The 20,284-nt window shown below is 68.2% G+C and carries 19 protein-coding genes and 1 pseudogene; 12 read left to right on the top strand and 8 right to left on the bottom strand.

The annotated features are described in order from the left end of the window. Nucleotides 1-37: 37 nt before the first annotated feature. Genes DZC73_RS22635 through DZC73_RS22615 form a run of 5 tightly spaced genes read left to right on the top strand, consistent with a single transcriptional unit; the run spans nucleotide 38 to nucleotide 5,791 of the window. Nucleotides 38-1,630 (top strand): DUF4178 domain-containing protein, encoded by a 1,593-nt coding sequence (locus DZC73_RS22635; protein ID WP_124542655.1) that lies wholly within the window; start codon nucleotides 38-40, stop codon nucleotides 1,628-1,630. Between the two features lie 30 nt (nucleotides 1,631-1,660). Then, on the top strand, nucleotides 1,661-1,882 hold the full coding sequence (locus tag DZC73_RS22630; RefSeq protein ID WP_124542822.1) for a DUF350 domain-containing protein: 222 nt from the start codon (nucleotides 1,661-1,663) through the stop codon (nucleotides 1,880-1,882). Between the two features lie 4 nt (nucleotides 1,883-1,886). Then, a complete protein-coding gene (locus DZC73_RS22625; protein WP_124542654.1) occupies nucleotides 1,887-2,648 on the top strand; it encodes a GGDEF domain-containing protein in 762 nt (253 codons plus the stop codon). Nucleotides 2,649-2,651: 3 nt separating this feature from the next. Then, complete coding sequence (locus tag DZC73_RS22620) at nucleotides 2,652-4,199, top strand: polyamine aminopropyltransferase (protein WP_124542653.1); 1,548 nt, start codon at nucleotides 2,652-2,654, stop codon at nucleotides 4,197-4,199. Further along, nucleotides 4,196-5,791: a flavin monoamine oxidase family protein gene (locus tag DZC73_RS22615; RefSeq protein ID WP_235835243.1), complete on the top strand. Its 1,596-nt coding sequence runs from the start codon at nucleotides 4,196-4,198 to the stop codon at nucleotides 5,789-5,791. The genes DZC73_RS22620 and DZC73_RS22615 overlap by 4 nt, the downstream gene beginning before the upstream one ends. An 11-nt stretch (nucleotides 5,792-5,802) precedes the next feature. Here DZC73_RS22615 and DZC73_RS22610 read toward each other — a convergent pair whose 3' ends face one another. The 3 genes from DZC73_RS22610 to DZC73_RS22600 are packed head-to-tail and all read right to left on the bottom strand — an operon-like array spanning nucleotide 5,803 to nucleotide 7,641. Continuing rightward, nucleotides 5,803-6,330, bottom strand: a complete 528-nt coding sequence (locus DZC73_RS22610; RefSeq protein WP_124542651.1) for a GNAT family N-acetyltransferase — start codon at nucleotides 6,328-6,330, stop codon at nucleotides 5,803-5,805. Beyond that, complete coding sequence (locus DZC73_RS22605) at nucleotides 6,330-6,917, bottom strand: helix-turn-helix domain-containing protein (protein WP_124542650.1); 588 nt, start codon at nucleotides 6,915-6,917, stop codon at nucleotides 6,330-6,332. The genes DZC73_RS22610 and DZC73_RS22605 overlap by 1 nt, the downstream gene beginning before the upstream one ends. Nucleotides 6,918-6,972: 55 nt before the next feature. Continuing rightward, entirely contained in the window at nucleotides 6,973-7,641 is a 669-nt protein-coding gene (locus tag DZC73_RS22600) for a glutathione S-transferase family protein (RefSeq protein WP_124542649.1), read from the bottom strand. Nucleotides 7,642-7,926: 285 nt separating this feature from the next. Here DZC73_RS22600 and DZC73_RS22595 point away from each other — a divergent pair, with 285 nt between their 5' ends. Next, the gene (locus tag DZC73_RS22595; RefSeq protein WP_124542648.1) at nucleotides 7,927-9,378 is read left to right on the top strand and encodes a carboxypeptidase-like regulatory domain-containing protein; all 1,452 of its coding nucleotides are present in this window, start codon (nucleotides 7,927-7,929) and stop codon (nucleotides 9,376-9,378) included. A gap of 125 nt (nucleotides 9,379-9,503) precedes the next feature. Here the strand turns inward: DZC73_RS22595 and DZC73_RS22590 are convergent, their stop codons facing one another. Both DZC73_RS22590 and DZC73_RS22585 read right to left on the bottom strand, forming a co-directional pair. Further along, nucleotides 9,504-10,928, bottom strand: a complete 1,425-nt coding sequence (locus DZC73_RS22590) for an aminopeptidase P N-terminal domain-containing protein (protein WP_124542647.1) — start codon at nucleotides 10,926-10,928, stop codon at nucleotides 9,504-9,506. 92 nt (nucleotides 10,929-11,020) lie between these two features. Next, nucleotides 11,021-11,779: a hypothetical protein gene (locus DZC73_RS22585; RefSeq protein WP_124542646.1), complete on the bottom strand. Its 759-nt coding sequence runs from the start codon at nucleotides 11,777-11,779 to the stop codon at nucleotides 11,021-11,023. 159 nt (nucleotides 11,780-11,938) lie between these two features. Between DZC73_RS22585 and DZC73_RS22580 the strand changes: the two genes are divergently transcribed. From DZC73_RS22580 to DZC73_RS30355, 5 genes and pseudogenes are all read left to right on the top strand, one after another. Beyond that, entirely contained in the window at nucleotides 11,939-12,919 is a 981-nt protein-coding gene (locus DZC73_RS22580; RefSeq protein WP_124542645.1) for a potassium channel beta subunit family protein, read from the top strand. Nucleotides 12,920-13,006: 87 nt separating this feature from the next. Continuing rightward, nucleotides 13,007-14,272 carry a GTP cyclohydrolase II gene (locus tag DZC73_RS22575; RefSeq protein ID WP_124542644.1) on the top strand — a complete coding sequence of 422 codons (1,266 nt, stop codon included), beginning with the start codon at nucleotides 13,007-13,009 and terminating at the stop codon, nucleotides 14,270-14,272. Then, a complete protein-coding gene (locus tag DZC73_RS22570) occupies nucleotides 14,265-15,539 on the top strand; it encodes a URC4/urg3 family protein (protein ID WP_124542643.1) in 1,275 nt (424 codons plus the stop codon). Before DZC73_RS22575 ends, DZC73_RS22570 begins: the two co-directional genes overlap by 8 nt. Nucleotides 15,540-15,643: 104 nt before the next feature. Further along, nucleotides 15,644-16,072 (top strand): annotated as a pseudogene (locus tag DZC73_RS30360) (YciI family protein); the annotation flags it as partial. A 15-nt stretch (nucleotides 16,073-16,087) separates the two neighbouring features. Beyond that, nucleotides 16,088-16,543, top strand: a complete 456-nt coding sequence (locus tag DZC73_RS30355) for a VOC family protein (RefSeq protein ID WP_235835255.1) — start codon at nucleotides 16,088-16,090, stop codon at nucleotides 16,541-16,543. On the opposite strand, the gene DZC73_RS22560 is transcribed toward DZC73_RS30355, so the two are convergent. The 3 genes from DZC73_RS22560 to DZC73_RS22550 all read right to left on the bottom strand — a co-directional run bounded on the left by DZC73_RS22560 (nucleotide 16,544) and on the right by DZC73_RS22550 (nucleotide 19,097). Continuing rightward, nucleotides 16,544-17,497, bottom strand: a complete 954-nt coding sequence (locus DZC73_RS22560) for a sterol desaturase family protein (protein ID WP_124542641.1) — start codon at nucleotides 17,495-17,497, stop codon at nucleotides 16,544-16,546. A gap of 120 nt (nucleotides 17,498-17,617) precedes the next feature. Further along, nucleotides 17,618-18,373: a hypothetical protein gene (locus DZC73_RS22555; RefSeq protein WP_124542640.1), complete on the bottom strand. Its 756-nt coding sequence runs from the start codon at nucleotides 18,371-18,373 to the stop codon at nucleotides 17,618-17,620. Between the two features lie 31 nt (nucleotides 18,374-18,404). Then, the gene (locus DZC73_RS22550; RefSeq protein WP_124542639.1) at nucleotides 18,405-19,097 is read right to left on the bottom strand and encodes a DUF6776 family protein; all 693 of its coding nucleotides are present in this window, start codon (nucleotides 19,095-19,097) and stop codon (nucleotides 18,405-18,407) included. 184 nt (nucleotides 19,098-19,281) lie between these two features. Between DZC73_RS22550 and DZC73_RS22545 the strand changes: the two genes are divergently transcribed. Beyond that, a complete protein-coding gene (locus tag DZC73_RS22545; protein ID WP_124542638.1) occupies nucleotides 19,282-20,280 on the top strand; it encodes a hypothetical protein in 999 nt (332 codons plus the stop codon). The last annotated feature ends 4 nt before the right edge of the window (nucleotides 20,281-20,284 follow it).

The raw sequence follows: 20,284 nt of genomic DNA, 5'->3' as shown, positions 1-20,284 counted from the left end.
GGTGCTGACGCCCCCCCCGACGAGAGCTCGCATCGCCTTGGCGACCGAACCCACCTCCCAGCGCGTCTACCGCGCCGCCTGCCCCAACTGCGGCGCGCCCGTCGAGTTCCGATCGGCGGCATCGGCATTTGCTGTTTGCAGCTTCTGCAAGAGCACCATCGTCCGCGAGGGCGATGCGCTGCGCAAGACCGGCCAGAGTGCCGAGCTCTTCGACGACCACTCGCCGCTGCAGCTGGGCGCCGGCGGCAAGTACCAGGGCGCGGCCTTCACGCTGGTGGGCCGCCTGCAGTACCGCTACAACGAAGGCACCTGGAACGAATGGCATGCGCTGTTCGACAACGGGCGCAGCGGCTGGCTGTCGGAGGACAACGGCCGCTACGTGATGGCCTTCGACGCGCCTCTGTCGTCCGCACCGCCGGCCCCGGCGAACCTGAAGGTCGGCACACAGGAAATCATCAACGGCCTGGGCTTCGTCGTCGCCTCGGTCACCGTCGCCAAGCTGATCGCTGCGCAGGGCGAGCTGCCCCGCCCGCCCGAGACGCAGCGCGGCTTCGTCGTCTCCGACCTGCGCAGCACGCGCGGCGAAGTCGGCACGCTCGACTACAGCGACCCGAAGTCGCCCACCTGGTCGGTGGGCCGGCCGGTGGCCATCAGCGAGCTGGCGATGAGCGGCCTGGCCGACTCGCCGGAGAAGTCGCTCCAGGCGCGCAGCATCGAGTGCCCGAGCTGCGGCACCTCGCTGGAGGTCACGCTCTCGACCACGCAGTCCATCGTCTGCCGCCAGTGCCATGCGGTGGTGGACGTGTCCCAGGGCGTGGGCGGCGACCTGAAGCACTATGCCCAGGAAAACGGCATGGAGCCGCAGCTGCCGCTCGGCCGCGTGGGCACGCTGGCGCTCACGCGCGGCCAGGCACTGCCCTGGCAGGTGGTGGGTTACGCCGAGCGTTGCGAGGTGCCCGGCAGCTCCGACGACGAGCAGAGCTTCTGGCGCGAGTACCTGCTCTACAACCGCATGGAGGGCTTCGCCTTCCTCGTGGATGCCGAGGACGGCTGGAGCTGGACTGCGCCCATCACCGGCGTGCCGCAGAAGTCCGGCAGCGGCGTCACGCTGGACGGCGTGAGCTACAAGAAGCTCTACGACTACACCGGCCAGATCACCTACGTGCTGGGCGAGTTCTACTGGCAGCTCACGCGCAACCAGAAGACGGCCAACACCGACTACATCGGCACCGGCGGCAACAGCAAGAAGCGGCTGAACCGCGAGTCCACCAGCGGCAGCGACACGCAGGAGATCGTCTGGTCGGCCGGCGAAACGCTGAATGCCGACGACGTCGTGAAGGCCTTCCGCCTCGCGCCCGAGCAGCGTGCGGCGCTGCAGCGCGACGCGTCGCCAAGTTCGACATCCTCGTCGATGGTGGTGAAAATCTTCGTGGTGCTGGCCGTCATCATCATCATCTTGCTCATCGCGCGCTGCAGCCGCAGCGATCGTGAACAATGCGAGCAGCTTCGCGCCCAGTACGGCGACACGTCCACCGAGTACCAGAATTGCCTGTCCAGCGGCAGCGGCAGCGGTTCCCGCACCGGCGGCGGTTCGTACGGCGGGTTTTCCAGCGGCGGCGGCCACAAGTAGCCGCCGTGCACACAAGGAGAGAGCATCATGATGGGCATCGAATGGCTCAAGCCGGCCATCTTCTTCGGGTCGATCCTCTACGCGCTGATCGGCGTGTTCGTGTTCTGGATCTCCTTCCTCATCGTCGACAAGATCACGCCCTACGACCTGTGGGGTGAAATCGTCGAAAAGAAGAACGTGGCGCTGGCCATCGTGGTGGGTGCGATGGCGATCGCCATCGGGCTCATCGTGTCGGCGGCCATCCACGGGTAGCGGCTTGCTCACGGCCTGCCTGCGTCGCTTCGGCCTGTGGCCGGTGGTGGCCGGCGTCACGATCATCTCCGTCGTGGTGTCGGTCCTCATCGGGCTGGCCGTGCACGCCTTCGCGCTGGGCATCGCGATGCCGCCGGCGGCATGGGCGATGTGCGTGGGCTGCCCGCTGGTCATCGCGCCGCTCATGTCCACCCACAGCTTCCGGCTGCTCATCAAGCTCGATGAAGCGCACCGGCAGCTTCGCATCGTGAGCAACACCGACCACCTCACGGGCGCATCGAACCGCCGGCATTTCATGGAGCAGCTGCAATCCGAGGTGGAGCGCAGCCTGCGCAGCGGCCGCAGCTTCTCGGTGGCGCTGATCGACATCGACAACTTCAAGACCGTGAACGACCGCCACGGCCACCTCGCGGGCGACATGGTGCTGGTGCGCCTGGCCCACGCGTGCATGGCACAGGTGCGCGAGGGCGACCTCTTCGCGCGCTTCGGCGGCGAGGAGTTCGCCGTGCTGCTGCCCGAAACCGGCGTGGACGACGCGCTGCACTGGCTGGAGCGGCTGCGCCAGCAGGTGGCCGACCTGCGCGTGGACCTGCCCGACACCACCTTGTCCATCACCGTCAGCATCGGCCTGGCGGCGCCGGCCGTGGTGTCGCACCACGCGCCCACCCACATCAACACCGCGCTGCGCCTGGCCGATGAGGCGCTGTACCGCGCCAAGCGCGAAGGAAAGAACCGCGTGAGCCTGCCCGTGCCGGTGGCGGCCTGAGCGATGACTGACGACGACACCCCGGGCGGCATCCGCCCCGCCGAAGTCGCGCTTCTCGCCTCGGTCTTCGTGGTCGCCGCCTGCGGGCTGGTCTACGAACTCGCGGCCGGTGCACTGGCCAGCGTGCTGCTGGGCGACTCCATCCTGCAGTTCTCCACCGTCATCGGCACCTACCTCTTCGCGATGGGCGTGGGCTCCTACCTGTCGCGCTTCTTCGAGCGGCAGCTGGTGGCGCACTTCCTGCGCATCGAGCTGCTGGTGGGCGTCGTCGGCGGGCTGATGCCCGCGGCCCTGTTCGCGCTGAACACCGTGGCGGCCCCCTCGTTCCGCTTCACGCTGTACCTGCTGGTGCTGGCGGTGGGCGTGCTGGTGGGGCTGGAGATTCCGCTGGTCATGCGCATCCTCAAGCGGCATTTCCAGCATCGCTATGCGCTCAAGGACCTGGTGTCGCAGGTGCTCACCTTCGACTACCTCGGCGCGCTGGCCGTGGCGGTCGCGTTTCCGCTGCTGCTCGTGCCTCACCTCGGGCTGATCCGCACCGGCGTGTTCTTCGGGCTCTTGAATGCGGCCGTGGCGCTGTGGGCGCTGTGGCTGTTCCGCGCCGAGCTGCGCCGCTTCAAGTCGCATGCCGTGGCCTGCGCCGGAACCGTGCTGGTGCTGCTGGCCGCCTTGCTGGGCGCCGACCGCGTCACCACCTGGGCGGAAGACCGCTTCTATGGCGACCACATCGTCTATGCCGAATCGAGCCCGTACCAGCGCGTGGTCATCACCGCGAGCAAGGTGGGCGTGCGGCTCTTCCTCAACGGCAACCTGCAGTTCCACTCGCGCGACGAATACCGCTACCACGAGGCGCTGGTGCATCCGGCGATGTCAGCGCACGGCGCGCCGCGACACGTGCTCATCCTGGGCGGCGGCGACGGCATGGCCGCCCGCGAGGTGCTCAAGTACCCGAGCGTGCAGGACGTGACGCTGGTGGAGCTGGACCCGCACATGACGCAGCTCTTCTCGCAGGAACCGATGCTGCGGCAGCTCAACGCCGATTCGCTTCGGTCACCGAAGCTGCGCATCGTCAATGCGGATGCCTTCTCCTGGCTGGAGAAGAGCGAGACGCACTTCGACGTCGTCATCGTCGACTTCCCCGACCCGACCAACTTCTCCATCGGCAAGCTCTACACCACGAGCTTCTACCAACTGGTCGACGAGCACCTGAGCGCCGGCGGCTTCGCGGTGGTGCAGACCACCTCGCCGTTGATCGCGCGCCAGAGCTTCTGGACAGTGGCCACCACGCTGGAGGCGGTGGGCCTGGGGACCACGCCGTATCACGCGCACGTGCCGAGCTTCGGCGAATGGGGCTTCATCCTCGCCAGCCGTCGGCCATTCCAGCCGCCGGCCACGCTGCCTTCGGGGCTGCGCTTCCTCGATGCCGGCACCGTGAAGTCCATGTTCGAGTTCCCGCCCGACATGTCGCGCATTCCCGCGGAGGTGAACCGCCTGTCCAACCAGGTGCTGGTGCAGACCTTCGAGCGCGAATGGGGCAAGGTGCACCAGTGAACGAGGCACGCCGCCGGCTGCTGGCTGCAGCAGCGTGGGCGCCGCTGGCTGGTTGCAGCCGCCGCGAGCCCACCTACGACGGCGGCTGGGTCGGCGCGCAGCATGAGCGAGGGCATCGGCTTCACGAGCTCAAGAGCGGTTCGCTGCCTGCACCGGCCGTCGAGCGGCGTGCGGGTGTGCTCATCGTCGGCGCGGGCATCGCCGGCCTGAGCTGTGCTCGCACGCTGGCCCGGCAGGGTGTGGATGACGTGCACCTGCTGGAACTCGAAGACGTGGCCGGCGGCAACAGCCGCGGCCACCGCATCGCCGGCATGGGCTGCCCGCTGGGCGCGCACTACCTGCCCGTGCCCGGCGAGCATGCCGAGGAAGTCTCGGCGCTGATGGACGAGTTCGGGTTGCGCCGCCAAGCCGCCGGCCAGTGGGTCTACGACGAGCGCCACCTGTGCCACAGCCCGCAGGAGCGCCTGTTCATCCACGGCCAATGGCACGAGGGCCTGCTGCCCCCGGTGGACGCACTGCCCGCAGCCGAGCGCGACCCGACCCTCGCGCATTACCGCCGGTTCGCGCAACTGGTGAATGAGGCCGGTGCCAACCAGGCGTTCACCATGCCGACCTGGCGATCACGCTGGACGGACGCACTGGCTGCGCTGGATGCCCTGACATTCGCGGCGTGGCTGGACCAGCATCAACTCACCGCCCCCGCATTGCGCTGGTACCTCGACTACTGCTGCCGCGACGACTACGGCGGCAGCGCAAGCGACGTCTCCGCCTGGGCCGGCCTGCACTACTTCGCCAGCCGCCATGGCTTCCACGCGCCGGGCATGGATCACGAAGAGCGCGACGGCATCCTCACCTGGCCGGAAGGCAATGCCTGGCTCGCGCAGCGTCTCATCCAGCCGCTGGGCGATCGAGTCCACGCGGGCATGCTGGCGATGAGGGTGAGCCCGGGACGAGAGGAGGTCGTGGTGGATGCCTGGAATGCCAGGCAGAACCACATGGAGCGATGGACTGCCCGGCACGTGGTGATGGCCGTCCCGCTCTTCCTCGCCGTTCGCCTCATCGACGCGCCGCCACCGGCTCTGGCCCAGATCGCGCCGCGCATGCGCTACGCCCCCTGGCTGGTGGCCAACCTGCACATCGACCGCGCACTGGATGACCATCCTGGCCCCGAGCTGTCCTGGGACAACGTGCTCTACGGCTCGGCCAGCCTGGGTTATGTCGACGACATGCACCAGAGCACACGGCCCTACCCCGATGCCACGGTGCTGACCTCCTACTGGTCCTGGAGCGACCAGCGTGCGCACCGCGAGACCTTGCTGGCGATGCCCTGGCGCGAACGCAGCGCGCGGGTCATCGCCGAACTCGCGACGGCCCACCCCGACCTGCCGGGCAAGGTGCGACGCGTCGACCTGATGCGCTACGGCCATGCGATGAGCATCCCCGCGCCGGGCATCCGCAGCCATCCCGCCTTGCGCGCGCTGCAATCGCCCGCAGGTCGCCTCTCATTCGCTCATGCCGACCTGTCGAGCTACTCGGTGTTCGAGGAAGCCTGCTTCCACGGCGTGCGGGCCGCCAAGGCCCTGAGATCCTGAAACAGGCTCGGCTACAGGTGCTTGTAGAAGAAGGTCGTGCCGCAGAAAGCACCGTCAGGCATCAACGCGTACTTGGGCACCACGCCCACCCGCTGCCATCCGCCGCGCTCGTACAGGCGCTCGGCATCGCCACCGGTCACCGTGTCCAGCACCAGCACCGTCTTGCCTTCCTTGCGGGCCTGCTCATCGATGGCCGCCATCAGCCGCTGCGCGATGCCTTGGCGCCGCGCCTTTCGATGCACCAGCATCTTGGCGATGTCGCCGCGGTGCGGCTGGTTGTCGGGCATGGACATGATGAGCTGCACCGTGCCGACGATCTGCCCCTCGCTGTCCTCGGCCACCAGCAGGACGCGCTCATGGCGGGCCACGCCCTCGGCCACGCCGCGCCAGAAAGCCACTGCACGTTCGCGAGTGAGATCGGCCATGAAGCTCACCGAGGCGCCGCCGCGCACGCAGTCCAGCAGCACGTCGGCCAGCGCCTCGGCACACACGGCGGCTTCGTTGGCGCCCAGCCTGCGGATGCTCACATCCTTGCTCATCAGGTCCTCCGGTTCGGAATGAAAGGCAGCGACACCAGCGCGACCATGTAGCGCGCCGGCTTGCGGGTGGGGTTGCGGTAGACGATGGGACGGTCCAGCCGCATGGCGAGGCAGTCGCCGGTCTCCAGGCGCCATTGCTCCTGGCCGAGGGTGAGCTCCATGGTCCCGTCGATCATCCACACCTGCTGATGGATCTCGACCTCGCGGGCCACGCCGTCATAGGCCACGCGCTGGCCGGCCGGGAAGATCACGTCGACGAGCTGGATGGGCGAGCGCGCCGCGGGCGAGAGGTTGCGGCGGATGTAGCCCGAGGCGGGGTCGGTCCACACCGGCTGGTCGGCCACGCGCGCCATGGGCGAGGGCTCGGCCGCCTGCGTGGACTCGTCCTCGAACAGCGAGGCCAGCGTGACGCCCAGGCCCGCGGCCAGCTTGTCCAGCACGGCGGCGGTGGGGCTGCTCTGGCCGCGCTCGATGAGCGAGATGTTGGAGCGGCTCACGCCGCTGCGTTCAGCGAGCGCATCGAGCGTGAAGCCTTGCGCGTCGCGCAAGTCGCGCACGCGCTTGGCAATTCGGGCGGTGATGTCCATTCATCCAGTTTAATGGAAAAGTCATCCATAAAACAAGACGAATGATCGGCAAGGTTCAGGACATCAGTTCGTACGGCCCGCCCTTGTCCAGCGCCCGCTTGTAAGCCGGCCGCTCGTGGATGCGCTTGAGGAAGTCCATCAGCCGCGGCCGGCTGTCATTCAGGCCGGCCCGCGCCGCCGAGGCCTCGACGGGAAAGCTCATCTGGATGTCCGCCGCAGTGAACTCCTTGCCCGCGAACCACGGTCCATCGGCCAGCGAGGACTCCATGAAGTCCAGGTGACGTTCGATGTTGGGCGTGATGAACGCCCCCTTCACCTTGGCCGAGATGCCGCGGGTGATGGGCTTCACGAAGAAGGGCACGCGTGTGTTCTCGATGCGGTCGAACACCAGCTTCATCAACAGTGGAGACATGGCCGAGCCTTCGGCGAAGTGCATCCAGTAGCGGTAGCGCAGCTGCTCGGGCGTACCCACCGGCGGCGCGAAGCGGCCATTGCCGTAGCGCTCCACCAGGTACTCGAGGATGGCCCCCGATTCGGCGAGCGTCGCGCCGCCATCGGTGATCACCGGCGACTTGCCCAGCGGATGCACCGCCAGCAGCGAGGCCGGCGCCAGGCCGCTCTTCTCGCGCTGGTAGTGCTTGATCTCGTAGGGCAGGCCCAGTTCTTCGAGCAGCCACAGCACGCGCTGCGAACGGGAGTTGTTGAGGTGGTGGACGGTGATCATCGCAGCCCGCGGTTGAGGTGGTACCGCACAGTATCACCGTCACGAAGGTGTGACGAATTGAAAGTCAACGAGTGTTGCTGGCGCATTGCCTTCGTGTTGCGCTCCCTCTGGAGGACTCGCATCGGCGGTCAACCGCACGGCGCTGACCGCACAGTCACGCCCCCTCCTGTGGGGGATGCAGCCCGGCAGGTCTCCCCCTAGCATCCGCCCCGCGTCACAGACGCCATCACATCACAGGGAGTCCTCGAGATGAATTCAATCCGCAGGTGGAGCCTGGCGGCAGGCATGGCCATCGCTTCTTTCTTGTCGGGATGCGGCGGGTCCGATCCTGACCCCATCGTTGAACCGCCCGTGGTGTTCGCCACGGTGCAAGGCACGGTCCGCGGCACCGACGGCACGGCGGTGTCCGGCGTGCACGTGGACATCGCCGGCGTGACCGCCGACACCGATGCCAGCGGGCACTACAGCGTGCAAGTGGACAACGCCACGCCGAACACCACCGCGCGATTCACCAAGTCCGGCTTCGCGTCTCAAGTGCGCCCGGTGCGCTCGCTGCAATCGCAAGGCCAGCAGGTGGTGGACGCCACGCTGAATGCCGTCACCGCGACCACCAGCTTCAACCCGGCCGCATCGGCGACGCTGACCGTCACGGGCAGCACGGCACAGGTGACGCTGGCCGCGAACGCCCTGGTGCGAAGCAACGGCACGGCCGCGACCGGCCCGGCCAACGCGCAGATCACCCTCCTCGACGCCAGCCAGGCCACCGGCGTGATGCCCGGCGACTACCTCGCCAGCAATGGCAACGCCACGCAGCCCATCGAATCCAACGGCGCCATCCAGGTCGAGTTCAGCGACGCCGACGGCAGCAAGCTGCAACTGGCCAGCGGGCAGACGGCCACCATCCGCATTCCCGCGGTCAAGCGTGGGTTGTCGACGCTGCCGGCCACCATCGCGCTGTACTACCTCGACGAGACCAGCGGCCTGTGGGTTCAGGACGGCAGCGCCACACTCCAGGGAACGGCGCCTTCGCAGTACTACGAAGGCACGGTCACGCACTTCACTGCGTGGAACGCCGACAAGCCCTACGACACCGTCTACATCAACGGCTGCGTGCAGGATTCGGGCGGAACCCGCATCACCTCTGGCGCCTTCGTGCTGGGCGAAGGCGTGGACTACATCGGCAAGTCCTACGCCACCGTGGACAGCGCCGGCAACTTCCGCATGGCGGTCAAGAAGAGCGCCACCACCCGACTGTTCGGCCAGCAGATGATCCCGGCGCGCTACAGCGCAACGGCGGATGTGGCGGTGGCCGATGTGGACATCACCATGTCCGGCTGCCTGGTGCTGAACAAGGACGGCTTCGCGCCCGTGCTGGGCTTCCCGCCGGTGTCCGAACCGCCGCCTCCTCCGCCGGTGGGCGCCTACGCGGGCCACTACACCGGCACCTTCAGCGGCACCGAGACCGGCACCTTTGACGTGAACATCAGCGACACCGGACGCGTGTCGGGCAGCGGCCACAGCACCACCTACAACCTGGACTTCGTCGTCAATGGCACGGTGGCCGCCGGCGGCGCCCTGTCGCTGGATGCGGCCAGCGGCACGGCGGGTGCGTCGCTGTTCAGCGGCAACATCGACGTGACCACAGGGGTGGTGACCGGGACGTGGCGGTATGTGACGACCCCGGTGAGCAGCACCAACGGCACGTTCTCTGGAAACAAGGTGCCCCCCAGTCGCTGACGCTCCTGCCCCAGGGGCCACGCAGGGGCCCCTTCGTGGCCCTTGGGCGCCACCCTGCGGGCTGGCAAAGCCAGTCCCGCGGGCGTTGCTTGATGGGATGCCTACCTTGCGGAGGCATCGCTCTTTCAGCCTCGCATCAGCGCTTCGATTTCTGTGGCCTCCACGGGCACGCCGCGCGAGATCAGCTCGCAGCCGTTGGCGGTGATGACCGCGTCGTCCTCGATGCGGATGCCGATGTTCCAGTACTTCTGCGGAACGCCTTCGGCCGGGCGCACGTAGATGCCGGGTTCGATGGTCACGGCCATGCCCGGCTCCAGGATGCGCGAGGGCTTCTTGACGATGGTGCCGCCCATGCCGTCGGCATGTTCGAAGGGCTGCTCGCCCAGCGAGAGGTACTCGCCTACATCGTGCACGTCGCGGCCAATCCAGTGGCCGGTGCCGTGCATGTAGAACTGGCGGTAGGCCGCGGTGCGGATCACGTTGTCGACGTCGCCGACCTTGTTGCGATCGAGCAGGCCGAGGTCCAGCATGCCTTGCGCGAGCACGGCCACCGCGGCCTTGTGCGCATCGCGCTGGCGTGCGCCGGGCCGCGTGGCGGCAACAGCCGCCACCTGCGCCTGCACCACCAGCTCGTACAGCTCACGCTGCGCGGTGGTGAAGCGGCCATCGGCCGGGAAGGTGCGCGTCACGTCGCTCGCGTAGCCGTCGAACTCGCAGCCCGCGTCGATGAGGCACAGTTCGCCGCGGCGCAGCAGCGCGTCGGCGGCCGCGTAGTGCAGCACGCAGGCATTGGCGCCCGCCGCGACGATGCTGGTGTAGGCCGGACCGTGCGCACCATGGCGGCGGAATTCATGCAGCAGCTCGGCCTCGATCTCGTACTCGCGCACACCGGGTGCGCCATGGCGGAAGCGGTCAGCGCAAAAGCGCATCGCGCGGGCATGCGCACCGGCGCTGATCTGCGCCGCGCGGCGCATGGTGGCGATCTCCACCTCGTCCTTCACGAGGCGCATCTCGTCGAGCAGCAGGTTCAGGTCGCGCTGGACGAACGGGCATTCGACACCGTCGCGTGAACGTCCACGCACCGTGGCCAGCCAATGCTCGATGCGCTGCGGCAGTGGTGCGTGGATGCCGAACGGAAACCACACGGCCGGCTGGTTGCCCAGCAGGCCGGGCATGCGCGCATCGAGTTCACCCACGGGCCAGGCCTCGTCCACGCACAGCACCGCGGGCGCGGCCTGCGGGCCCAGGCGGAAGCCGTCCCAGATCTCGCGCTCCATGTCCTTGTCGCGGCAGAACAGGGTGCTGCGCCCGTCGCTGCGCAACACGAGCCAGGCGTCGGGCTCGGCGAAGCCGGTGAGGTGGTGGAAGTGGCTGTCGAAGCGGTAGGGATATTCGCTGTCACCATTGCGAAGCTGCTCGCTCGCGGTGGGAATGATGGCGACGCCACCACCCATGCCGGCCATGGCTTGCGCCAGGCGCGAACGCCGCTCGACGTGGATGGCATGGTCAGCGAGGGGAGACACGGGGAGAGTGGAGTACAGCGCGTTCATCAATCCATTCTCCCATCGGCCTTGCGGCGGGCACACCCCAAAGAGAAGGGCCTCGAGGTGGACCTCCGGTGCGAACTGCGTTCGCTGGCCGATCAGTGCGACGGGCGCTTGTTGGAGCCTTGGGCCGCCACCAGCCGCAAGCGGGCCAGGTCGCGCTGCAGCGCGTCATCGTCCTTGGATGGTGGCTCCACAGGTTCATCCGATGGCGGCAGGTCCAGCTGCGACTTGAGCGCGCGGCGACCGCGCTGGGTCTCCTGGTCGCGCAGTTGCTGCAGCCGCATGCGCAGGTAGTTGCTCACCGATTCGACGGATTCCAGTCCGCCGTAGCCATCGGTCTTCGGCAAGGCCACGACGCGCTTGTCGCTCAGCCGCACGTTCAGCCGCACCAGCCGGTTGTGGGTGCCATGGCGCAGCGTGAAGCCGCGGACGTCGGTCTCCTCGATGCTGCCGTCGCGGATGTTCTCCATCGCCACCTGGTGGACCTTGCCGCGAAAACCCCGCTGGAACCACAGGTAATGCCCGCTGACGGCCACGCGCTCCCAGGACAGCACGTCGAAGGCGGCCACGGCGGCCAATGCCAGCACGCCCAGCCACCACCACAAGGCGCCGCCGCCGGCCAGGCCAACGAGCCAGGGCAAGCCGCTCAGGGCTGCCGCGCCAGCGACCTGCATCATGCGTTTCTCGGCGGAGTGGTAGACCCGGCGGTCGTAGGTGGCAGCCTCGGGCTCGCCTGTCGCCAGCGGCGACCACGCCCACAGCACGAGCTTCACGCCACGGGAAATGCCTGCATGCGCCGCCAGGCCAAAGGCCAGGGCGAAGGGAAAGGCAAAAACGATCTGGTACGGCTTCACTCGCGAACGATAACCAAGCGGGACCCGCATGAAAAGCCAGGAAGGCCCTGTCGGCTGTGCGGAGACTGGCCAAGCGGTGCAATCCAGGCGCTGAACGGTTCCCCTCGCGTGGCTAACATGCCTAAGCCACAAGCCCAACCAACCCAAAAAGTTTTCACCATGAACTACCGACGTCTGGGCCGCAGCGGCCTGAAGGTGAGCGAGTTGTCGCTCGGCTCCTGGGTGACTTATCACAACCAGGTCAATGAAGGCGCAGCCCAGGAGATGATGGCCGCGGCCTTCGATGCCGGGGTCAACTTCTTCGACAACGCCGAGGCCTATGCCGGCGGCAAGAGCGAAGAGGTGATGGGCGCGGCGCTCCGCGCGCTCAAGTGGCCACGGCTGAACTACGTCGTGTCCACCAAGTTCTTCTGGGGCCTCGATCGCGAAGGCGATGCGATCAACCGCAAGGACACCCTCAACCGCAAGTACCTCACGCAGGCCATCGATGGCTCGCTCAAGCGCTTCGGGCTGGACTTCATCGACCTCGTCTACTGCCACCGCCCCGACCCGCACACGCCCATCGAAGAGACCGTGTGGGCGATGAGCGACATGATCAACCGCGGCAAGGCCTTGTACTGGGGCACCAGCGAGTGGAGCGCGGCCGACATCCGCGCCGCCTGGGACATCGCCGAATGCCACCACCTGCACAAGCCGGTGATGGAGCAGCCGCAGTACCACCTCTTCCACCGCAAGCGCGTCGAGGAAGAGTACGCGCGGCTGTACGAGGACATCGGCCTGGGCCTGACCACCTGGAGCCCGCTGGCCAGCGGCCTGCTCACCGGCAAATACAGGAACGGCATCCCCGGCGACAGCCGCGGCGCGATGAAGGGCATGGGCTTCCTGGAGAAGAGCCTGACCGATGACGCCAAGAACGCGGCCGTCGGCAAGCTGGAGACCATCGCGGCGGATCTGGGCTGCAGCGTGTCGCAGCTGGCCATTGCCTGGGTGGCGAAGAACCCGCGGGTGAGCACGGTCATCACCGGCGCATCGAAGCTGAGCCAGCTGCAAAGCAACCTCGGCGCGGCGGCCGTGATTCCCAAGCTCACGCCCGAAGTGCTGGCCCGCATCGACGACGCGACGCTCGCCCTGGCCGTCTGACGCCAGACGGCATGCGCCGTCCGCCGGCCCCGGATGACTCCGCGGCCGGCGAGGTCTATAGTGGCCCAGGTCACCGGAGCACCTCGCATGGGTTCTGAGATCAACGGCAGCCACGGCGCGCGGCACATCCGCCTCACGTCCCACCCCGGCCAGGGCGCCACCGGCGCGCCCGCCATCCATTGGGGTGCGCCCACCGCGGCCGAACGCGGGCCGGTGGTGGGCACCACGGTCAATCGCAGCCAGCGCAACGTCATCGGCACGCATTCGGGTTCGTACGGCGTGTACCGGGCCCTGGCCGTGGCCGCGGGCAACCTCGTCAAGGGCCACCGCGCCGACCTCACCAACACCTCGCCCACCGACCTGATCGGGCCCTATCCACAATGGGGCGATGCGGACAAGATCGTGTCCATCGACCCCTGGGGCGCCTCGGTGGCCGATGTGTTCTCCGAGCACCTTGCGCAGGGCTACGACATCCGGCCCACCATCGCGGTGACCAAGGCGCACATCCACCTGCCCGAGGTGCGCCAGGCGATCGCCTTCCAGCGCCTGCAGGTGGACGGCAAGGTGCTGCTGGATGATTCCTCGGCCGTCGTCACCAAGGTCGCGATCGAACCGGTGTGGTGGCTGCCCGGCGTGGCCAAGCGCTTCAACGTGACCGAGGCGGACCTGCGCCGCGCGCTCTTCGAAGAGACCGGCGGCATGTATCCCGAGCTCGTCACGCGCAGCGACATCGAGGTCTTCCTGCCGCCCATCGGCGGGCAGACGCTCTACATCTTCGGTGACGCACGCGACCTCGCGAACCCGAACGTCACCCTCACCGCCCGCGTGCACGACGAGTGCAACGGCTCGGACGTCTTCGGCTCCGACATCTGCACCTGCCGGCCCTATCTCACGCACGCCATCGAGGAGTGCATCCGGGGCGCGCAGGCCGGTGGCGTGGGGCTCATCGCCTACAGCCGCAAGGAAGGCCGCGCGCTCGGCGAAGTGACGAAGTTCCTCGTCTACAACGCCCGCAAGCGGCAAGAAGGCGGCGACCGCGCCGACAAGTACTTCCTGCGCACCGAGTGCGTGGCGGGCGTGCAGGACATGCGCTTCCAGGAGCTGATGCCCGACGTGCTGCACTGGCTGGGCATCCGAAAGATCCACCGGCTGGTGTCGATGAGCAACGACAAGTTCGATGCCATCACCGGCAGCGGCATCGAGGTGGGCGAGCGCGTCAAGATTCCCGACGAACTCGTGCCCGCCGATGCACGCGTGGAGATCGAAGCCAAGATCGCCGCAGGCTATTTCACCGACGGCAGCGTGCCCGATGAAGTCATGCTCGCGGCTGTGAAGGGGCGCGGCCTTGAATGACACTGCCAGCGGCGCACTGCACGAAGCGGTGCGGATCCTGCGTTCACCCGCCACGGTGCGCGAGCGCTGCGCATCGATCGCGCGGGCCGTGAGCGAGGGCACCTCGCCGCATTTCCGCATCGACCGCTCTCGACTGCCGGCCGTCGCCGACCTCGTCGCCAAGGTCACCCGCGAACGCTACCCGACGCTCGCCATCCCGTACCACAGCCGCTGGCGGCACTTCGAGGCCGGCGGCGTGGACCGCAAGGCCGGGCTGGATGCTCACCTGCGCGACCGCAGCACGGTGGCGGTGGCCCGCTCGCACATCGACCTCACGCTGGTGAGCGTGCTGCTGGACGCCGGCGCCGGCCCGGACTGGAAGTTCACCGAGGACGGCCGCAGCTACACGCGCTCCGAAGGCCTGGCCGTGGCGAGCTTCCGCGCCTTCATGGCCGGGCGCTTTTCCTCTGACGCAGGCGACCCCTACCGTGTCGACGCCGCTGCGCTGCTGCGGCTGAACACGCAGGCGCTGGCCGACATCTTCCAGGTGAGCGAGGGCAATCCGCTGGTGGGCCTGGATGGGCGCGCCGCGCTCATGCGCCGGCTGGGCGAGGCGCTGCGAAGCCTGCCGGAGATCTTCACCTCCATCGGCCAGCCCGGCCATCTGTTCGATGCGCTGACCCACCACGCCCATGCGCCCAAGCTGCGCCACCACCGGCCCACGGTGGGCTCGCAGCGGCACCACCACATCAAGGCCTCGCGCATCCTGGGCAGCCTGCTGGATGCCTTCAGCGGCATCTGGCCCAGCGGCCAGTCGCTGGACGGGGTGCCCCTGGGCGACGTGTGGCTGCACCCGCATGCCGGCGGCCATGGCGCGAGCGAGGGCCGCGTGCCCTTCCACAAGCTCTCGCAGTGGCTGACCTACTCGCTGCTCGAGCCCTTCGAGTGGGGTGGCGTGCAGGTGACGGACCTTGACGAACTCACCGCCCTGCCCGAGTACCGCAACGGCGGGCTGCTGATCGACGGCGGCGTGCTGGTGCCGCTGGATGGCGGCTACGCGTCGCGCAGCTTCACCCCGGGCGATGAATGGATCGTCGAATGGCGTGCGCTCACCGTCGCACTCATCGACGAGATGGCGCCGCTGGTGCGTGAGGCACTGGGCCGGGCGGACCTGCCGCTGGCCTGCATCCTGGAAGGCGGCACCTGGGCCGCCGGGCGCGCCCTGGCAGCAGACAAGCGCGGCGGCACGCCGCCCGTGAAAGTCGACAGCGACGGCACGGTTTTCTGAGCCGGTTACAAATTCACAGCGACAGGATGTCGATCCTGCCGAGTCTGCTTCGTCGTGGAAATGAGCAGCAAGCTCTTCTTCATCCAACCCAACGGAGGTTCGACATGCGATTCATGGTCATCATCAAGGCAGACAAGAACAGCGAAGCCGGCGTCCTGCCCAACGAGAAACTGCTGGCCGACATGGGCAAGTTCAACGAGGAGCTGGTCAAGGCCGGCGTGATGCTGGCCGGCGAAGGCCTGCAGCCCAGCAGCAAGGGCGCACGGGTGCGCTTCTCCGGCAGCAAGCGCTCGGTCGTCGACGGTCCGTTCGCCGAGACCAAGGAACTGGTGGCGGGCTTCTGGCTGTGGCAGGTGAAGTCGCTGGAAGAAGCCATCGAATGGGTCAAGCGTTGCCCCAACCCGATGGAAGGCGAGACCGAAGTGGAAATCCGCCAGGTGTTCGAGGCCGACGACTTCGGCGAGGAGTTCACGCCGGAACTTCGCGCCCAGGAAGAACAGCTGCGCGCACAGATCGCGAGCCAGGCCGCCAAGACCGCCGTCCAGGCCGTGCCGACGCCCAGCGGCGCCACGCCCTACCTGGTGGTGCGCGGTGCGGACGACGCCATCGCCTACTACCAGCGCGTGTTCGGCGCCGAGCTGCTGGTGCGCCTGAACGACCCGACCGGTGCGGTGCTGCACTCCGAGCTGAAGGTCGGCCCCGCGCACTTCATGCTCACCGAAGAGCGCCTGGACATGGGCTCCAAGGGCCCGCTCGCCCTGGGCGGCTCAGCGTCGAGCGCCGTGCTCTTTGTGCCGGATGCCGATGCCGTCTTCGAGCGCGCGGTCAAGGCCGGTGCCAAGGTGCTGATGCCCATGGCCGACCAGTTCTGGGGCGACCGCTCGGGCTGCCTCACCGACCCGTTCGGCCACAACTGGTTCGTCTCCACCCACAAGGAAGACCTGGACCACGAACAGATCCAGGCCCGCCTGGCCAAGCTGTTCCAGTCCGGCCAGCCCGGCTGATCAGGCGGAGGTGTTCGCCCTTTGGGGCAACACGGCGGCAGGCGGGTGCGGCGCATGCACGCCTGCCGCTTCCGCCCCGCCCTGCGCCCGCCGGCGCAGGTCTTCGGTGGTGCTGCCGTTGCCGTCGGGCGACCAGCCCGGCGGCATGAACAGATGACCCAGCACCGCGCGCAGGCTGCGCGCCGAGACGAGGTCGCGCACGAGCTGCATCCACTGGTGGAACTCGATGCGCAGCGGGTTGTAGGTGGTCAGCGGCGTGACCAGGCCGTAGCGGCACGGCAGGTCGTCGCGCTCGGGCGTGTAGGTGCCGAAGAGGCGGTCGAACACCAGCAGCACGCCGCCGTAGTTGGCATCCAGGTAGTCGAGGTTGGCGGCATGGTGCACGCGATGCGCCGAGGGCGTGTTCAGGATGCCTTCCAGCCAGCCGAGCTTCGGAATCCAGGTCGCGTGGATCCAGAACTGGTACAGCAGGTTCAGCGACAGCACTTCGAACACCACCTTCGCCGGAAAGCCCAGCCACACCAGCGGCGCATAGAAGAGCGCGTTGCCCGTGAGCCTCCCGAACATGCCGATGCGGTAGGCCGCGCTCAGGTTCAGCTCATTGGGCGAATGGTGCACGGCATGGTTGCACCAGAACCAGCGCACGCGGTGTGCCGCGCGGTGGAACCAGTAGTAGCAGAACTCCTGGCCCAGGAAGAGCGCGATGAATGCGGTGGCGTTGTCCAGCGGGACGTTGCCTAGCCGGTGCATGTAGGCCCAGGTGATGATGGGCGCGGCCAGCGACAGCGGCATCACGATCTGCACGCCCACACGGGCGAAGAGGTCGAACATCGACACCGCCATTGCGCGCCAGTCGTAGGCCCGCCGCCGCGACAGCACGAAGGCCTCGACCAGCGACACCAAGGCCACGCCGGGGACGGCAACGAACAACAGGAACTTGTCGAGCTGGTTCATGAAGGGACCAACGCTGCGTCGGGAAAGGCATTGTGCGGCCGGCGTGTTGCTGGCAGATTGCGCGAGTTCGCGGCCATCGTCAATTTGCGTGGGTCCGCTGCGCTTGACCCTCCCTGCGCATCAGGTCTTCGCGAGGCGCCGCACCATCGCTTCGGCCGTCGGGTCCAGCACCGCGCCGCGCGATGCCAGCGCGTCGAGCATCGCCAGCGCCGCCGACGGCGTGTGGAGGTAGCCCGGCACCAGCTGCGGCAGCAAGGCGGCGAGTTCGGGCTGGCGCTTCTCGATGCGGCGGTCCACGCTGAACACGTCGCCCGGCGCCGGCGAGTTGCGCAGCGCATCCAGCTCGATGAGCCGGTCCAGCGCGTAGCTCTGCACGAAGCGCGCGGCGCTCATGCGCTCGCCCCGGTGCCAGCGCAGCAGGCCCACCAGGAGGCAGCTCAGCGCTTCACCAACGATCCAGGTCTCGCCTTGCGAACCCGGCGGCGTGGGCAGCTTGCCGTACTCGACGATGTCGTCGCCGACGTCATCGCGCTTCCACACCACGCGCGCGGACAAACGCGGCACGGCATCCATCTCCTTCGGCTCGAACACCGCGAACTCGCAGAACACGCCGTCGGCCATCAAGGCCTTGTGGCCATCGGCGGTGTTGCGGAAGTGCCAGGCCAGGGGATGCGCATCCGACAACCAGCCGAGGTCGTCGATGAAGCGGGCCTTGGCGCCAGGCTCGACCACGACGAAGAAGTCCAGGTCCGACCAGTCGTCCAGCCGGTGCGTCTCGGTGCCGCAGGAACCGACGCCCAGCAGGGCCAGCACGCCGGGCCGGCACGAGAGGGAGTCACCGATGCGGTCCAGCCGCTCAAGCAAAGGATGGGTCATGCGCGGATTCTCCCGCGCAGCAGTTACACCCTCACTTCACGTTGAGCACGCGCATGCCCAGCTGGCGGCCATCGGGCTTGTCGAGCACCTGCAGCGTCACCTGCTGCGGGTCGAAGCCTTCGGGCAGCGGCAGTGCGCCGCGCACGCTCTCGACACTGCCGACCTGCACGGCCACGGGCTGCAGCTTCACGGTGGACGTGGTGCCATGCCGGCTGCCGCTCACCACCAGCTGGAGCACGCCTGCCAGTGGCCGCGACGCACCGCGGTCGCGCGACAGCACCGCGTCGTAGTGCAACGAGCCAGACTCGGCATTGAACTTTGCCGCACGCACCTGCACGGCACCGCCGCGCGGGTCGGGCGGCAGCGCCGCGGCCAGCGCGCCCACGCTTTCGCGCAGACGGTCCGCGCTCTGGCGCGAGCCGGCCAGCTCGTCGGCCAGGGCCTTCTTGTCGGCCAGCGCCACGTGCAATTGCCTTGCGGTTTCTTGCAAATCGTTGCTCAGGCGCTGGCGCTCGGACTCGGCGCGCTCGAAGGATGCACGCAGGCTGGCGGTCTCGCCGGCGGACAGCCGCGGCGGCAGGTAGCGCTCCTGCACGAACAGCACGCCCGCGGCGCCCGCCCCCAGCCCAATGAGCAGCAGGACCAGCCAGCGCGGCACGCGGCGCGGCTTGCGGCGGCTGCCATAGGGGTTGAAGGCGACGGGCTTGAAAGAGGCAGCGAGCATGGAAACAGCGCTCGAGGAAATGCAGGGGAGGCGCAGGGTAGCGCCATCGGCATGGCCCCTTGAAACACGATGTCTCCGCTCTCGCGCGGACGTGTCGGGCAGAAACGGGGGTTTACACCAGGGCAATCAAAACCCGGAACAGCCCTGGCTACAGTGGGTTCATTGCGACTCGCACCGTGACCGCATGCGCACCTCCAAGCTGATCACCCACCTGCTCCTTCTGGCCTGTAGCATGGCCGGCGCCAGCCATGCCGCAGCCGCCGACAAGTTCCAGCGCGCGAGCCAGGCCGCCCATGCCGCTGCGACAGCCAACCCAGCCTGCTTGGCCTCGCGCATGGGCGACTTCTACTGGGAGATCGGCGATGCGAGCGGCGTGATCGCCAGCGGCTCGACGGGCCGCGGCCACGTCACCGCCAACAGCGAGTTCGCCATCGCCTCCGCCTCGAAGTGGGTGTTCGGCGCCTACGTGCTGGAGAAGAAGGGCATCTCCGCCGTGAAGGCCGACGCCTCGCTGCTCAATGGGCTGCGCTTCACCTCGGGCTACACCGACTTCCACCAGTTCCGCTGCATCGGCCAGCGCACGGTCGGCGCGTGCATGAAGGCCGGCTTCAAGGGCGACGCGGATCCGTCGCCCAACCCGGACACGCAGGGCCGCTTCGTCTACCAGGGCGGGCACGACCAGAAGATTGCCGCCATCGACATGGGCCTGGGTGCGCTGGACGCCCCGGCCTTGATGCAGGAGATGCGCAGCGTGCTGCACCTGGACGAGCGCCTGGACATGGCCAAGCTGGACGTGCAGCTCGCCGGCGGCATGAAGGGCAGCGCCGCCAGCTACGCGCCCTTCCTGCAGCGCATGCTGCGGCGCGAGCTGGTCATCGGCTCGCACCTGGGGGAAGACGCCGTCTGCGCCCAGCCGGCCACCTGCCCGCGCGAGGCCATCAGCTCGCCCGTCGAACCGCTGGGCGAGCCGTGGAGCTACTCGTACAACCATTGGGTCGAGACGCCCACGCCGGGGCGCGTCGAGGCGTATTCCAGCCCGGGGCTGTTCGGCTTCTATCCGTGGATCTCGGCCGACCAGCGCTTCTACGGCATCGTCTCGCGCCACGACCGCAAGCCCAAGGCCTACGTGGAGTCGGTCGAATGCGGGCGCGCCATCCGCCGGGCGTTCGTCGGCGCGCTGTGAGGGG

This window comes from Rhizobacter terrae (assembly GCF_003852895.1).
Taxonomy (GTDB): Bacteria; Pseudomonadota; Gammaproteobacteria; order Burkholderiales; family Burkholderiaceae_C; genus Albitalea; species Albitalea terrae.
This window is presented reverse-complemented; position numbering and strand designations above follow the sequence as displayed.

Bases quoted from the DNA above. Each gene is read 5' to 3' on its own strand.
- DZC73_RS22545 (WP_124542638.1), top strand. From the start codon at position 19,282: ATGCGCACCTCCAAGCTGATCACCCACCTGCTCCTTCTGGCCTGTAGC.
- DZC73_RS22550 (WP_124542639.1), bottom strand. From the start codon at position 19,097: ATGCTCGCTGCCTCTTTCAAGCCCGTCGCCTTCAACCCCTATGGCAGC.
- DZC73_RS22575 (WP_124542644.1), top strand. From the start codon at position 13,007: ATGGGTTCTGAGATCAACGGCAGCCACGGCGCGCGGCACATCCGCCTC.
- DZC73_RS22580 (WP_124542645.1), top strand. From the start codon at position 11,939: ATGAACTACCGACGTCTGGGCCGCAGCGGCCTGAAGGTGAGCGAGTTG.
- DZC73_RS22555 (WP_124542640.1), bottom strand. From the start codon at position 18,373: ATGACCCATCCTTTGCTTGAGCGGCTGGACCGCATCGGTGACTCCCTC.
- DZC73_RS22630 (WP_124542822.1), top strand. From the start codon at position 1,661: ATGGGCATCGAATGGCTCAAGCCGGCCATCTTCTTCGGGTCGATCCTC.
- DZC73_RS22560 (WP_124542641.1), bottom strand. From the start codon at position 17,497: ATGAACCAGCTCGACAAGTTCCTGTTGTTCGTTGCCGTCCCCGGCGTG.
- DZC73_RS22610 (WP_124542651.1), bottom strand. From the start codon at position 6,330: ATGAGCAAGGATGTGAGCATCCGCAGGCTGGGCGCCAACGAAGCCGCC.
- DZC73_RS22595 (WP_124542648.1), top strand. From the start codon at position 7,927: ATGGCCATCGCTTCTTTCTTGTCGGGATGCGGCGGGTCCGATCCTGAC.
- DZC73_RS22620 (WP_124542653.1), top strand. From the start codon at position 2,652: ATGACTGACGACGACACCCCGGGCGGCATCCGCCCCGCCGAAGTCGCG.
- DZC73_RS22590 (WP_124542647.1), bottom strand. From the start codon at position 10,928: ATGAACGCGCTGTACTCCACTCTCCCCGTGTCTCCCCTCGCTGACCAT.
- DZC73_RS22605 (WP_124542650.1), bottom strand. From the start codon at position 6,917: ATGGACATCACCGCCCGAATTGCCAAGCGCGTGCGCGACTTGCGCGAC.
- DZC73_RS22600 (WP_124542649.1), bottom strand. From the start codon at position 7,641: ATGATCACCGTCCACCACCTCAACAACTCCCGTTCGCAGCGCGTGCTG.